11 protein-coding genes are annotated in these 14,908 nt (G+C 36.0%); all 11 read right to left on the reverse strand.

The genetic code is table 11. From position 1 onward, the window contains the following. Positions 1-153: 153 nt before the first annotated feature. Entirely contained in the window at positions 154-2,262 is a 2,109-nt protein-coding gene (locus HG267_RS38080; protein ID WP_045874723.1) for a serine/threonine-protein kinase, read from the reverse strand. Positions 2,263-2,495: 233 nt separating this feature from the next. Continuing rightward, the gene (locus tag HG267_RS38085) at positions 2,496-4,346 is read right to left on the reverse strand and encodes a PP2C family protein-serine/threonine phosphatase (RefSeq protein ID WP_045874724.1); all 1,851 of its coding nucleotides are present in this window, start codon (positions 4,344-4,346) and stop codon (positions 2,496-2,498) included. A 91-nt stretch (positions 4,347-4,437) separates the two neighbouring features. Continuing rightward, positions 4,438-5,004: an FHA domain-containing protein gene (locus HG267_RS38090; protein WP_045874725.1), complete on the reverse strand. Its 567-nt coding sequence runs from the start codon at positions 5,002-5,004 to the stop codon at positions 4,438-4,440. A 70-nt stretch (positions 5,005-5,074) separates the two neighbouring features. Further along, the gene (locus tag HG267_RS38095; protein WP_045874726.1) at positions 5,075-6,469 is read right to left on the reverse strand and encodes a vWA domain-containing protein; all 1,395 of its coding nucleotides are present in this window, start codon (positions 6,467-6,469) and stop codon (positions 5,075-5,077) included. 56 nt (positions 6,470-6,525) lie between these two features. Next, the gene (locus HG267_RS38100) at positions 6,526-6,822 is read right to left on the reverse strand and encodes a hypothetical protein (RefSeq protein ID WP_235623144.1); all 297 of its coding nucleotides are present in this window, start codon (positions 6,820-6,822) and stop codon (positions 6,526-6,528) included. 156 nt (positions 6,823-6,978) lie between these two features. Further along, positions 6,979-8,856: a vWA domain-containing protein gene (locus HG267_RS38105; protein WP_045874728.1), complete on the reverse strand. Its 1,878-nt coding sequence runs from the start codon at positions 8,854-8,856 to the stop codon at positions 6,979-6,981. Positions 8,857-8,907: 51 nt separating this feature from the next. Then, a complete protein-coding gene (locus HG267_RS38110; protein ID WP_045874729.1) occupies positions 8,908-10,704 on the reverse strand; it encodes a vWA domain-containing protein in 1,797 nt (598 codons plus the stop codon). Between the two features lie 53 nt (positions 10,705-10,757). Then, positions 10,758-12,182, reverse strand: coding sequence for a serine hydrolase (locus HG267_RS38115; protein WP_052335468.1), 1,425 nt, complete (start codon positions 12,180-12,182; stop codon positions 10,758-10,760). A gap of 20 nt (positions 12,183-12,202) precedes the next feature. Then, a complete protein-coding gene (locus tag HG267_RS38120; protein ID WP_045874730.1) occupies positions 12,203-13,093 on the reverse strand; it encodes an ARC6/PARC6 family protein in 891 nt (296 codons plus the stop codon). Positions 13,094-13,130: 37 nt separating this feature from the next. Then, positions 13,131-13,988 carry a hypothetical protein gene (locus HG267_RS38125; protein ID WP_052335469.1) on the reverse strand — a complete coding sequence of 286 codons (858 nt, stop codon included), beginning with the start codon at positions 13,986-13,988 and terminating at the stop codon, positions 13,131-13,133. A gap of 27 nt (positions 13,989-14,015) precedes the next feature. Beyond that, positions 14,016-14,906: a hypothetical protein gene (locus tag HG267_RS38130; protein ID WP_228045533.1), complete on the reverse strand. Its 891-nt coding sequence runs from the start codon at positions 14,904-14,906 to the stop codon at positions 14,016-14,018. Positions 14,907-14,908: the final 2 nt, after the last annotated feature.

The following is a 14,908-nucleotide window of genomic DNA, read 5'->3' on the forward strand; positions in this document are numbered from 1 at the left end:
GCAAAAATATCGTTCAAATCACAGTGTTATTGGTCGAATCTTTGTATATTCTCTTGTTTTCAGTTCCAATGCCAAAATTTTAGTTAGCAGAAGTGCTGCTCCTAGAATTAGCATTTAGCGTGTATTTTCTTCAACGGAGGAGTAAATGCAGATTTAGAAATTGTTAATACCAACTGCTTGAAAAGCTTGTTTAATGCTTTGGCCTAGAGGATGTTTTTGTTGCTGTTTATATAGTTCAGTAGCTTTACGATAGGATGACAAAATTTCGCGGAAGTTTTCTATCTGACCATCTTGATCTTTAATATTTAGAAGCACCCACCCTAAATTATGATAAGCTTCTGCATAATTTGGTTTTACTTGAACTGCTGTTTCTAGATAAGACCGTGCCTTTTTCCATTGTTGTAATCGTCCATATAAAGTGCCGAGACGAAATAAAACAAAAGCATGAGGTAAAAATTGCTGAGTATGAGTTTCGTAGGCTTGGATAGCTGCCGGAAAATTCTGCAAATGTTCCTGAGCAATTCCTTGATTTATGAGTACCCAACCAGGAACTTGTGATTTACGGCTTGCTTGCTCCAAATCGGCAATAGCATCATTCCATAAACCTTGTATGCCTGCTTTCCAACCTTTGAAACCCCAGCCAAAACTATTGTCAGGTACTTGAGTAATAAATTCTTGAATACGTCTTTTTACATCGCTTGCTTGCTTGGTAACTACTGCTTTATCTAAGGCAAGAATTAGGTAAGGATACACCCACTGCTGTAGTTCTTGCGAGTTTCTAGAAGAGCTTTGCTTCGACTTAAAAATTGCTTGAGTAGCAGCACGAATTCCTAATTGCCATTGTGCTTGATTTACGGCTATCCATGCTTGTAAGCCTAACGCAAAAGTACAGTTAGCATCCAGTTGAAGTGCTTTATTGATAGTTATTTCAGCTTGCTGCCAATTACCGGATTTACCTAATGCCCAAGCTAAATTTGCTTGTATCCAAACTTCGTGAGGAGCTAATTGTGCTGCTTGCTGTAGGTTTTTTACTGCTTCTAACCAATTTGATTTTCGACAGTTAACAACTCCTAAAACTCCATAAATTCTCCCATCATTAGATTGTAATTGGAGCGCTTTTTGGGCAGCAATTTCTGCTTTGTTTTCATCGATATACAGTTGAACTAATGCCACTTCAACTGCTGCCTCGCCATTATTTGGTTCGCTATTGAGATATTTTTCATAAGCTAAAACTGCTTCTAATAATTTACCTTGTTTAACTAATTCATGTGCTCTTTTTTGGCTGGGAGAAGTAAATTTACCGTTGAGAGCATCAATTAATTCATCTGCTGTTTGGAAGCGGTCTTCAACCTTAAATTGCATCCCTGTAAGAATAATTTTTTCAATTATAGGGCTAAGATTGGAACGTAACTTTCGAGGTGGCACAAGTTGTTCTGAACCATTAGCTATATCTGTAGCAGCAGCAGGTAACTTTCCAGTTAATAATTCATACATTGAAGCACATAGAGCATAAATATCTGTTGTTGGAAAACGCTTACCTCGATAGCTATATTGTTCCAAAGGTGCATAACCTGGTGTTAATGTCACGCTCATTTCGCGTGTTTGACCGGCAATAAATTCTTTCGTAGCACCGAAGTCAATCAATACAGGTCTATCTTGATTATCAATAAGAATATTATCTGGTTTGATATCTCTATGTAGTAAATTATTAATGTGAATAACTTTTAAAGCTTCTGCTATTTTAATAAAATAAGATGTAACACGATTTTCCTCTAATACACCTTCTTGTTGTAATATTTGGAATAATGATTTTCCTGAAATAAATTCCATTACTATATAGGCAGTATTATTTTCTTCAAACCAATCATAAATTTTAGCGATGTTAGGATGAGAACATTTATGTTGGCAACTAGCTTCTAGCTGAAATTTTTGAATTTGGTGTTGTCTTTGTAAAGGGGTAATTGAAGAAGGCCATGTAATTGTAGAGCCAATCCTAGCCGCTTTTTCCGGCCAGAGTTCTTTAATCGCTACCTGGGCCGAATTTTGTAAAAAAACTCCTTTATAAGTAATCCCAAAGCCACCTTCTCCCAGCACTTTTTCTATCTTGTATAGCCCTTTTTTTAGTAAAGTACCACTAGGCAAATGATATGCAGATACCTGTTCACCAGAACTGATCATAGAAACCAGAGGTGTACCACAAGCAATACAATAAGCTGTATTGTCTATATTGTCAGTGAGGCAAGTTGGACATGGAATAGACATTTTTCTGATTTACTTAATTAGTAATAATTAATATTTCTGGGAAGCTGAGTTGTTAGGAAATATTTTGTCTATATGATTGATAGGAACCTTGAGCTACTTAAATTGGAACAACATTTATTCGCTTAAATTTATGTCATGAGTATTTTATTTTTAAATAAAATGGTGTCGAACTATAATAAATTTTGAGTAATAATTGGTTAAAAATGTAGCATGATTCAAAATCTATATATTGACTATTTATCTATCCGGCATTGCATTGCTAAAAGAGTCGCATTATCTGATGCACCTCGCTCAATAACTATTTCAATAGTTGTATCAACAGCTGCTTGCAAATCTTTATTGTTATTAAAAATTTCTGCAAACTCTCTTTTAGAAACTAAATCCCAAACTCCATCAGAACACAGCAACAAAATATCTCCGTTTTCTAAAGTCATTGATAATTCTTGAGTAGTACGTTTTAAATCTTGAACATAGCCATCACTTAGTTTACTTTTTGAACCAAGAGACTTAGTAAGTACATTACGATCTGGATGTTCTAAGCTTTCTGCTTCTGTTATTTGACCACTAGCAACTAACATTGCTACAAGAGAGTGATCTTCACTTAACTGACGTATTTCTCCTTGACGTAATAAATAAATACGGGTATCACCAACGTGGGCTACCATTAATTGTTGTGCTATGGCTAATACCAAACTGAGAGTGGTTCCGCCGTTTTTTACATTTTTGGAAACAACATCATTGGCTTTTTGAAATAACGACATCAACCATTCATTGCGTTGTTCTATAGTTTTAAATTCAGCTGGTATAGGTTCATCTAATACTGTCTGCACAGATAATTGACTTGCTAGTTCTCCTTGAGACATACCACCCATGCCATCAGCAACAACTCCTAATATCATGGTTTCAATATCACTTAACTGCTGTTGTCTGACACCATAGTTGTCTTCATTTTGCAAGCGGCTAGTTGATAGACCTACAGTTGAGCGGCTAGCAACATTCCACTTAATTTTAGGAGCACGAATAGCTTGGCGAGTTTCTACTAAAATACTCAGAAGTTGAGACAAAGAAAATCTTTCTTCGATAACAGGAGACAAGCAAATTTTTAAGATTTGATAAATGCGAGGAATAGGATTAATTTTGAGTTCAATAGTTTGATGTGGTAACAAGGGTTGTTTGTGAATAGAGTGATATAATAATGCTCCAACTGTATAGATACTCATTGATTCATGAATAGGACTTTTGTTATAGGCGAGTTCGGGAGCGCAATAATTTCCTAATAAACCAGCAGTTAGCATTTCACTAACAGGATAAGCATTTGTTAAATCAAAAAACTGGCAGGGAGTTCCTATTTTAATCAAGTGAGTTTCTAAGGAGATAAAACACCAAGTACGTTCATAAACATACCGAAAAAATTGACAAACTTGGGTAGTAATATATAAAGATTCTTCTAAAGAATGATCTGATTGTAACCAAGTATCCAGGGTTTTTGTGTATTCTGGGTATTCGCTAATTAATATAAGCTTACTCCCAACATTATTAGAGCAAAAATCTATTTCTGGATAGTATTCATCTTCTAAATGCTCTGAGTCGGTTTCTAATAGAATAGACAGAGGTGAAGCATCTTTATCAATTACTAAACTTGTCTCGTTATCTTCATTTGTATTTTGATGCAAACTTATGTTTTTTGAATTAGTTATAGTTGTAATATCTTCTGTATTAGTTATTATTTCATACTTTTCATTTTCGGATAATTTTTGCTCTACTATAGGCGGATGAACATTAACAATTACAGATTCGGCTGTAATGTAAGTGATAAGTTCTACAATCATCTTGTAATCTCCGAGAGCTTCCCTTAGTTTTAACTCTCGGTACAGTCCACCTTGAACCGAACCAACCCTCATTAAGCATAATTTACTTGCAGTGTTAGGAGAATCTAAAGGTAATATTTTTACTTTAAAGCTATATATATCCGCTGTATATTGACCTAGGTATGAAATGACTTCTACTTGGAAGTTGTCTATTTGAACGCTTTGATTTTCTTGAATTAATAAACTACTATTTTTGTCATTTAAAGGTAATGTCATATAAAAGCCAATGATTCAGTAATTTATACTATTGATTAAATGTTCTTGGAGGTTAAAAATTGTATAAATAACCTCCTATTTTTTCTAAAAACTAATTTTCTTTAAACAGAAATCGCACTTTGCCAAAAGCAATTTCGTCTCCAAAATTTATAGTTTCAGGCATAGTAATTCTGGCTCCGAAACGAGTTTGACCACTTCGTTTAATGAAAACGCCATTTGTCGAACCAAGGTCTTTAATTTTCCAAAGTCCACCTTCTGTGTAAATTTCTGCATGGTTGCGTGAAACTGTTTCACCACCAGGAAATTCTTCTAAGTCAATATCAACTGGCCCCATATCAGGGTCAAATATACCAACCACAGCATTACTGTCTAAGGAAAATTCTGCTACTGGAGAACCTGCTTGTTTGGAAATAAGTTTGGCTATTGTAGGAGTAGTCGGGAACGTAGGAAAAGAAGGAGTAGAAGTCGGATCTGTTGGTTGTGGTATTGGTGGTGTTGGTATTGTTGTTTCTATTATTGGTGTTTGGATCAGAGTGGGTGCAATAGGAGAAGTAAGCGTGGATGGTGCTGCTGATGCTTGGAGTGCAGAACCGCAAGCATCACAATATTCAGCATCATCTGGGTTTTTATCATAGCCACAAGCTGCACAACTAATCATGGATATACTTCCTTATGTTGTAAATAAAATTGGTGATTTTTTAGTTAGCAACCTAAAATTCACAATTATTTCAAGTTCCTGTGAGTTTACGCATTTCTTCCTCTGAAAGCTGATCATTAATATCGTTACCCATTTTGACGGTTTTACCTTTAGCGCCCATTTTGACGGTTTTACGGGTTCCGGCAGAAATTTGGCGAGTTTTCCGCAACTCTTGTTGAGCGCCATTAAGAGATGCTTCCATTTCTTTGTTGCCAATTCTTACCGTCATGCGCCGTGCAGTTTCTAATAGTTCTTCAGCTTTTTGCGGGTCGCGATCAGCAATTTTTGTCGCTTGGTTTACTAAGTTAGAAATATTGCATTGCTGTACATAATCCATGACTTCTTGATCAACTTGCACTACACTTCCCTGTCCAGCGACAAATTGCACTACTAAGTTTTGGGGCGGAAGTTCACCGCGTCGGTTCTGTCCTGGAATATCGTAGGTTAAACCCATCTGAGCAATTCGGACGCGGGATGCAGGACGACTGTTCATGCTGAATTCGAGGATAAAGATTGTTTCATCACTTGCTGCTGCATTGCCAATAGGATAAGGTTCTTGAGTCAGAGGGAATTCGGCTTGTGTAGGATAGGCACGGACAATGCGGGTAAGTTCTATGCCTTTGACGGTTTTGACTGTTAAAGCTAGGTTTGTAATTACTTCTTGCTGTGCCTGACTATATTCTTCAATAATTTTGTTTGGTAAATCTAGGATGGAAACTTGTGTGCCAATAGCAGTTCCGGGAACTACATATAATGAGCTTCCAGCTGTGGAATCGCTTAGGTGGGTCAATAAATCTTCTCGGAAATCCTCTCCGACTCCTAATGCAGTAATCGGGATATTTTTAGTGGCAAAATCTGATGCTATTTCCCGACATATGTCTTCGTCAAAAGTGTGACCATCCGTGAAAAGTAGGGTACGTCGAACAGCCATGTCTTGACCAGCAAGTAAATCTAAAGCACGACGCAAACCCAACCCCATCCGAGTACCGCCGGAGAAACTGCGAAGTTGAGTGATCGCATTTTCTAATTGACTAACTTGCGTTGCTGGAGTCAAGCCAATAATCTGCGAAGCCGTATCATCAAACTGAACTATTGCCACGCGATCGCTTGCTCCTAATCTGCCAGAACGCACCAACGCTAATAAGGACTCCATGACAATATCAATTTTTGATTTACCCCCTGTTACCTGGTTATATTCCTTGCCATCTTGGGTATACGTCACACCTGTAGGTCTTGTTGCCCCTGCGACTACTTCATACATTGAACCACTAGTATCAATGACAAAAGCAAAGGTAGTGGGTGGACGAGAAACCGCAACCTCTTTTGTGGGTCGCAGTTTCAGCATCAGAAATAGCTTTTGTCCCTCGGTTTCCGCAGGTAAAAATTCCCGATGAGGTGTAATATATACATTTAATACATTACTCATTACAATTCTCCTATTATTAGTATTTTGTAATTATGTTGAAAATTTAATCAAATGGCTTAAGAAAAATTTAATGGTGGTAGCATTCCCTTTATAGGTTCTATGTCAGATAAATCAGGATTAACTAGGGCTGGATTTTCTTGATTACCTTGTTCATTTATCTGGTCAATTCCTGATTCTATCAATAAAGGTAATTGCAGGGTGAGACTACTATCTCGATAACCTTCTTTAATATCTTGTATCCAAGTATTAATAATTTGATTAAGATGAAAGTCTTTGATAGCACATAGAGTTTTATTTTGGAGATCTAAACGGATATTTTCTCTAGTTTTTGAACTAAAAACATGCTCGGGCATATTTTCTTGATTAGGGCTTAAGTCTAAAATATGTGAGTATTCATTATTGTCACCTTTTACTTTTAAAGAGAATCTATATTTAACCATGTGGCTTGTAATTAATTTATAAAATTCACCAAACCTGATCTCATAATATTATGGTCTGTTTTCTAATATTCATTTAATAGTAGCAGCTTTGACTTCTATAGTAATGTTTCCCAACTTGCGTGTGTCCCCTACATTTAATTGCTGGAGAGTTTTTTTCATATTTTTACTTGCAGCATATCCTGTATCAAATTGCATTAAAATATTGGCTCCTTCTTGATAAATTTTGGCTGTAATCGGTGTAAATCCTTCTGAAGCATTTAAGGGAATTTGGGCATCAACAGAGCTACCAATGACAACGGGTTTTGCACCAAGTAATAATGATGTTTTCTCTGTTGGTGTCCAATGGACTAACAGATATGGTTCTTGATTTAATTGTTCTTGTTCCACCCAAGCAATCATTAAACCAATGAAAAAGCCTAATATGGCTGCACCCGATAAACGACCGGGGATATCTCCAAATACTGCCGCAGCTACTAAAAAACCAACGGCTCCTAAAGTTCCGCCAACAGTACCACCCAATAATGCTTTATTCAGCTTGAGGTTGGGTACAAAAAAACATGTTCCACCTCCTACCAATAGACCTAAAATTGTCCAACCGATTATTCTGCCAATCGTTTCTAAGATGGAAACGCTAGAAATGGACACAAATAATAATTGACCAAAGAAGATTACTGCGATACCAGCGACAAAACCAAAGAAAGAACCTGCTAAGAATCGAATGCAGATACCAAAAATCAGTCCAGCAATCAACTGAGCTAGAAAATTTCCAAACCCAAAAAAACTACCTAAAAAGTTAGTAGAAATTAGTAAACTTCCAGCAGCTAAAGCACCGCTAATACCCCCAGCAACTATAGATCCAATAAATTTCAGCGATTTGAGCTTTGGTATAAAAAAGGATATCAATCCTGTGAAAACAGCACCAGCAATTCCCCCATTAATAATGATTTCGATATCTTTAGTGTTAGGAATGTTGGCAAATTGTAAAAAGAGTAATTGACCAGTGGCTCCTGCAACCATACCAGCCACCAAGCTACCAACTGTACTCACACTGGCTTCACCAACTGTGAGAAGACGACGACGTTGATAGTGATTTTGTCCTATAATTAAAGCTAAAGTAACTCCAATTGCCAAAATACCTGTTGAAGTTGCGGTGAGAAGGATAAGCACTCCCCTTTGCTTGAGAGGGTATTTTTTGGTGTCTTGCAGTCCTTGAATTGTAGTTTCGGCGATCTTTTGTCCAATCAGAGGTAAAATCCGCTCAAATCCACTGCGTCCAGAAGCTGCTTCGCTAAGTGAGAAGACTTCTCCGGGGATAGTTGATTGCAACCCCTCGAAAGTAGAGCGATCGCTTTCCTGGATAACTAAGTGCAACTGATTAATTTTATTGTGGCGCAATACGCTATCAGCTTGTGTCACAGACTGCATTTCGCGATCAGGAATATGAGGCGGTGCATCGGTAATCAACAAAATTACTTTAGTTGCTTCGGCCCGAAAAGATTGGCGTGCTGCTAAGGCTAAAGCATCTAAGCTACTTTCTGGTTCATCTATACCACCACCACTTAAACCAATTCTGCCTACTTCATGGCGGAAAAGATTGCTATCACTAGTAAACGAGTTACCATTAAACTTTAAAATTCCTGCTTCTTCTCCAGCAAGGCGATCTCGGAAAGCAATTAACCCTATTTGCCAATCTAAATTTTTAGAATTAATTTCAGTAGCGAAATCACGTATACCATTTTGTACGCCTTGAATTTCTCCTTGCATACTAGTGGTAATATCTAGGGCGAACATCACATCTACTTGCGGTGTGGGTTCCTTAGATGGTACTACCATAGTAAAAAGTATCTGTGCAAAAATTGCAGCTAGGAAGCAACCAATAGCTCCATATAAACCAAACAGTAGAGGCTTGCTGAGTTTGTACTTTAAATGGCTTAAAAACTGGTACATCCTATCGTCTCACTGATTTTAAAAGTCATATTTACAGTATCAGGATGCTATTCAAGAGGTGGTTAAGTTTTGTTGGATAGTAGCAGCTTTGACTTCTATAGTAATGTTTCCCAACTTGCGTGTGTCCCCTACATTTAATTGCTGGAGAGTTTTTTTCATATTTTTACTTGCAGCATATCCTGTATCAAATTGCATTAAAATATTGGCTCCTTCTTGATAAATTTTGGCCGTAATCGGTGTAAATCCTTCTGAAGCATTTAAGGGAATTTGAGCATCGACAGAGCTACCAATGACAACGGGTTTTGCACCAAGTAATAATGATGTTTTCTCTGTTGGTGTCCAATGGACTAACAGATATGGTTCTTGATTTAATTGTTCTTGTTCCACCCAAGCAATCATTAAACCAATGAAAAAGCCTAATATGGCTGCACCCGATAAACGACCGGGGATATCTCCAAATACTGCCGCAGCTACTAAAAAACCAATGGCTCCTAAAGTTCCGCCAACAGTACCACCCAATAATGCTTTATTCAGCTTGAGGTTGGGTACAAAAAAACATGTTCCACCTCCTACCAATAGACCTAAAATTGTCCAACCGATTATTCTGCCAATCGTTTCTAGAATGGATAAACCAGGAATTGAGAAAAATACCAATTGACCAAAGATGGCTACTCCTATTAATGCAACTAAACTTAATAAAGTGGAACCAGATAATAGTCGTATGCAGATACCAAAAACAATTGCACCAATTAATCGCCCTAGAAAATCTCCTAAATAAGTAGCAGACATTAGCCAAGCACCAGCAGCCAAAGCGCCACTGATCGCACCAGTAAGTAATACACTCGATAGTTGTAATTTTCTGAGTCTGCGTATAAATAATGATAATAAACCTATAGATAAAGCACCGAAAATTGCCCAAGTAAGGACACTCTCAATCAGAGCAACGTTAGGAATACCACTCGTGAGTGGCAAAAAAATTAATTGACCAGTTGCGCCTGCAACCATACCAGCGACCAGACTGCCGATAGTACTGACACTACCTTTATTAAATGTGAAGAGACGACGGTGCATATAGTGGTTTTGCCCCATAATTAGAGCAAGCGCTATGCCCATTGCTAAAAAAGCTGTCCAGCCACCAATTCGCAATGTAGAGTATATTACACCATAATTTCCTATTGGTTCTGACTCGACTAATTGCTTGTAAATAGCAGCTTCAGCATTCCGAAAAGCTTGATCAAACTGGCCAGAATTAGCATAAAACACCAGAGAGCGATCGCCTGTAAGTTGCGCTAGATAATTGGTGTCAGCATCACCGGTCGCAACTGCTATCAAGTTAATTCTCTGACTTCTCACAGATTGAGCCGAAAAAGAGGCAAGAACTTGAGAATCTGGCAAGCCATCGGTAAATAATAAGATGTTGCGACGCAGGGACGTTGACTGCAACTCTGCTACAGCAGCATCTAAGCCTTGTGCCATTGGAGTACCACCAACTTCTGACAAACTGGCGATCGCACTTTTGAGAGTGTTAGCGTCATCAGTTAAAGAAGTAGCAGTTTTAATCTCTAATCCAAAACTAACTACAGCCAGTTTATCTTCAGTTAAGTTACGACGTTCTACAAATTTAGTGGCGGCAGTTTTAACTTCTGTTAATTTCCCATCGCTCATACTTGAAGAAGCATCAATTAATAAAACAATGGCTTGGGGAATTTGTTGTGCAGATGGTGCAAGTTTGGTTAAAGCAAGTAATGGTTCTCCTAGGAAAATCGCAGCAATTAGACAACCAATTGCGCCGTATATTCCAAAAAGTAAAGGTTTGTTTGTTCGGAACTTTATAAATACATTTTGCATAATCCAATATCTTCTTCCTTAAACATTGGTATTCTTGCTCACTATAAATAGCTTTAATTTGTCATACGTTCATAAACTAAGCGTGATAGTTCAGGGAAAAGTTTTTTATCTTTATAAAAGCTGGGATCGTCACCAAAAATTACTAATATATACTTATGTTTACCATTTGGAGTTCCTATAATAGCAGCATCGTTACGTGTGTTAAAATTCCAGCCCATTTTTGAAGCAAAGTAAGCGTTTTCTGGTAAAGCTTCGCCTAAAAAACCTTCAATAGCATTAAATTCTTTATTTCTCCAAGCACTAGGATGCAAGTTTCTTTTTAACAACAACTTCATGCTTTGACTATATTTTTTAGAAATAGCTTTTTCTTGATAAATTTCTAGAAGTAATCGGGCTACATTATGTGTAGTTGTATAATTCCTGTAAGGATGGGATTCGTCACGACGTATCTGTAAATCTCTACCAGCAGGGGCATCATTTTTCTGATAATCAGTTGGGAAAAGTTTTTGACTAATATTTATGGGATAATATCCCGCTTGTTCAAAAAATGAATTCATTGCTAATCGCTTTTGAACCCATCTATCAAATTCATTTGAAGGTAAATTTTCACCTGATTTAGTTTGGGTAATTGTATCTACAATTAAACTAGCTGACTCATTATCTGAGTCTTGAATCATCTTCGCCAGATTTTTGTAAGAAACTGCCCCTTCTGGCAGTAGTTTTGCTTCATATTTGCCATATAAATACACCATCCAGAATAACTTAGCTACACTTGCAGGAAATCTAGGTTCTTGAGCTAAATATTGACCATAGGCACAACATTCAGTACTATTTAATTCGACCAAACTGACAGATAATCTATCTATTGGTAAACCTTTTGAGCTAGCCAAAGCCACAATATCATTAACTATTGTTTGTAATTTTAAATTTTGTTTAAAAGACGGAGGTTTATCTACCTTATAAATCAGTTGTGGCTCATAGTTAATTATCGCTGGTTTGTAGGGTAATGTCTCAGTTATTCTAATTGGAGGTGTGGCAGATAAGTTTTTACTTTCTAACTTCAAAGTTACTTGGTAATCTTCAACATCTTTATCTGTGTTGATGACAATTGAGTATGTTCCAGTATTAGACAAAGTTATATTGGAAGAACCTTGTAAAATACTCGGATGATTATTTGGTGTCTTAAAAGTAATTTTAGTTTTACTAAATAACTTAATTTTATCCTCAGATGAACCATAAAAATAGAAACAATTAACTTGATTTTTATTAATAGTGCCTTGAATACTTTTTTCAATAAATGTTAGTAAATTAATTTTTGATTCTATGGTACATTTTTTGCTATTTAATACTTGATAACTATTAAAAAGTTTTGATATTAAAAGTATTAATGAAATTAATGGTAAACAAACTAAAGCTACTAAAATAGCTACTCGATCCAACCTAATTGAGCGTTTTATTTTACGATACTTTTTATTCATGGGGTTACCTATACATCATTCTAAATTTTTGAATAATCATAAATTTTCCATACACCATTGCTGTCTTTTTCAAAAAAATATATAAAATCAGTTTGGTACGAGCCAGAGTTTTCTTGGTCAATATTACCTTTCGGTCCATAAAGATATAGTTCTTCAAAAACTTTAACTTTTATATATGGCCGTCTGCCAGAATTAGAAAAATCTGTAACTTTTCTGATTTCTGATTGATTATATTGATAGTAAGAATTATTAGCTTTCAGCCAAGCTATAGGGCCAGCATCTGGATCAGAATTAGTAGTTTTATCATACAGCTTTCCTGTGGCTAATTTATCAACTAATGTTGTATCAAAAGGCGGTGCAAATATTTGAGGTTTAGCAGCATACCATTCCTTAACTATATTCAGTGCTTGTTCTTGAGTTAAATCTGCTACTGATGTAGGTGTAGGTGTAGGTGTAGGCTTTAACCTAGAAGAAATAGCAGTAATAGAAACAGAAGGTGTTGGAGTCGGGTTTTCAGAAGCTTGAAGAATACCTAAACTCATTTTCATATCAAAGGTTTTAGAACCCTTCAGTGCAGAAACCTGGATAATATATTTACCCGTTTGTGGTAAATCCCCGCCCTTCAAAATCTGGTTATCTGGCGCATAAACCCAAACGCAAATATCACTATCAGTTGACCAACTCAGTTTTTGACCAGACTGAGCTGTAAATTTATATCCTATAGATTTATTCGCACTAGCTTGACCAGATTTAGATGAAGTTTTTTCATCCAAATTGATTTCTTGAACATCTTTTTCTGTTAGTGTATTTGTAGGTTTTTCTGGACAAGTAGAAGCAAATGGAGCAGATGGTATTCCAAAAGAACACCCATAAATTATTAATAATGTAAAGTAGCAAATTATTTTCTTCATAATGAATCTTTGAGATTGAATATATGGGTTTTAAAATTTAAGGCTCACTCTTCATATCAAATAACCATTTATTACTATCATTGCTCCAAACTAAATCTATGCGACTTTTAGAGTCTTGAAAAGTTTTACCATCATTCATTGTGTACCATAATTCAGCATTTACTATTGCTTGATTATTATTTTGTTTGAGCAGTTTAATCTCACCGATTTTTATTTCTTTAACGCTATCCCACCAACGCTGATAATCAGAATAGCCACCTGGAATATTTTCATTTATAAATCGAGGGGAAAGATTTTTATAAGAAAAACTATATTGACGATTATTAATAGCTATGTAATGGTTCCTTACAAAAGTATCAGCACTCTGAACTTCTGAAGTTGATATATTTGGCTCTTGAGTGGTAGTTGGTTGATTTGAATATATAGGTTTGGATGAGCTTTCTAAAGCCAGTTGTAAATCAAAAGTTGATAACCCTTTAGGTACAGAAATTTGAATTATATATTTACCAGTTTGTGTTAAATCTTTACCAGTGATTATTTGGTTATCTGGTGTGTAAACCCAAATGCAAATTTCATCATTAGTTTGAATATTCAGCCTTTGACCAGATTGAGCTTCAAAAGTATATCCTAAATCTTTACCTGCTCGTAATTGACTCGATTCTTTTATAGGTTGAGAAGTTAGTTGAATCTGTTTAACATTTTTGGTATCTAGCGAATCCACAGGTTTATCTGGACATGTAGCACCAGGAGTATTCAAAGGAGCTTGACCCAATGTCTGAGATTGTGATTTACAACCACTATTAAATAGTAATAATACTATTGCTGATAATAGTATTATTTTTCCACTATTACCACGTTTTTTATTAAAAATAAAATTTCTTTGAGTAGTGATCATAAATAATTCATGTTCTCTTGTATAGTATTAATTAACTATTTTAGTTTTACTAAGCTCCCATTTTTGCTGGCTTTCATTCCACACCATATAAAAATTGAGATTTATAGGAGCCTTTCTTCCAGATCTCATGTAGTAAGTACTGCTCATTTTCACAGTTGCATAATCTTTATTAGATTCGGCTAAATAAATATTATGAATATTTATAAAATCTACTTTATCTCTATACCAATCTAAGAAAGAACTGTAACCATTCGGATGGAGTTCTTTATCTTCTTGCAGTTCAACAGGTAAAATATTCCAGGCACTTCTATACTGACGGTTATTAATTTTGGCGTAATAATCTTTAATTACTTCTGTTGGAGATGGTCGAGAGACATTGTTGTTAGTAAAAGATGAAAATCTTTCCTTCGATGTGGAAATCGGACTAGGATTAGTATTTTTAGTTAATGATGGCGGAGTCGTAGCTAATGGAGTGGTACTACTTGTAGGAGTAACAGTAGGAGTTGTAGGAGTAACAGTAGGAGGAGATGTTGATTTGCTTTCTAAATTCATAGCTAAATCAAAGGTTGTGGAACCTTTAAGAATAAAAATTTGAACGGTGTATTTTCCAGTTATGGGTAGAACACCACTATTGAGAAGTCGATTTTCTGGTGTATAAACCGCAATACAAACATCTTGAAGAGTGTTATAAACTAGCCTTTGACCTGCTTGAGCTTCAAAAACATATCCTACAGATTTATTCTGACTCACCATTCCTGATTCTGTAATTTTTTGGTTACTAAGATTAATAGTTTTGACTTTATTTGCATCAAGCACAGCCTCAGGTTTATCTGGACATTTAGTAAGATTAGAAGAGGAAGTAGTTAAGTTTTGTGTATTGGCAGCAGGAGTACAACCAGAGGTTATAAGCAAAATCAAAG

It is taken from the genome of Tolypothrix sp. PCC 7601, from assembly GCF_025677855.1.
In the GTDB taxonomy this organism is placed as follows: domain Bacteria; phylum Cyanobacteriota; class Cyanobacteriia; order Cyanobacteriales; family Nostocaceae; genus Aulosira; species Aulosira diplosiphon.

Excerpts from the sequence above, each read along its gene's own strand:
- HG267_RS38095 (WP_045874726.1), bottom strand. The coding sequence starts at position 6,469 with ATGAGTAATGTATTAAATGTATATATTACACCTCATCGGGAATTTTTA.
- HG267_RS38080 (WP_045874723.1), bottom strand. The coding sequence starts at position 2,262 with ATGTCTATTCCATGTCCAACTTGCCTCACTGACAATATAGACAATACA.
- HG267_RS38090 (WP_045874725.1), bottom strand. The coding sequence starts at position 5,004 with ATGATTAGTTGTGCAGCTTGTGGCTATGATAAAAACCCAGATGATGCT.
- HG267_RS38125 (WP_052335469.1), bottom strand. The coding sequence starts at position 13,988 with ATGATCACTACTCAAAGAAATTTTATTTTTAATAAAAAACGTGGTAAT.
- HG267_RS38105 (WP_045874728.1), bottom strand. The coding sequence starts at position 8,856 with ATGTACCAGTTTTTAAGCCATTTAAAGTACAAACTCAGCAAGCCTCTA.
- HG267_RS38120 (WP_045874730.1), bottom strand. The coding sequence starts at position 13,093 with ATGAAGAAAATAATTTGCTACTTTACATTATTAATAATTTATGGGTGT.
- HG267_RS38085 (WP_045874724.1), bottom strand. The coding sequence starts at position 4,346 with ATGACATTACCTTTAAATGACAAAAATAGTAGTTTATTAATTCAAGAA.
- HG267_RS38110 (WP_045874729.1), bottom strand. The coding sequence starts at position 10,704 with ATGCAAAATGTATTTATAAAGTTCCGAACAAACAAACCTTTACTTTTT.
- HG267_RS38115 (WP_052335468.1), bottom strand. The coding sequence starts at position 12,182 with ATGAATAAAAAGTATCGTAAAATAAAACGCTCAATTAGGTTGGATCGA.
- HG267_RS38100 (WP_235623144.1), bottom strand. The coding sequence starts at position 6,822 with ATGCCCGAGCATGTTTTTAGTTCAAAAACTAGAGAAAATATCCGTTTA.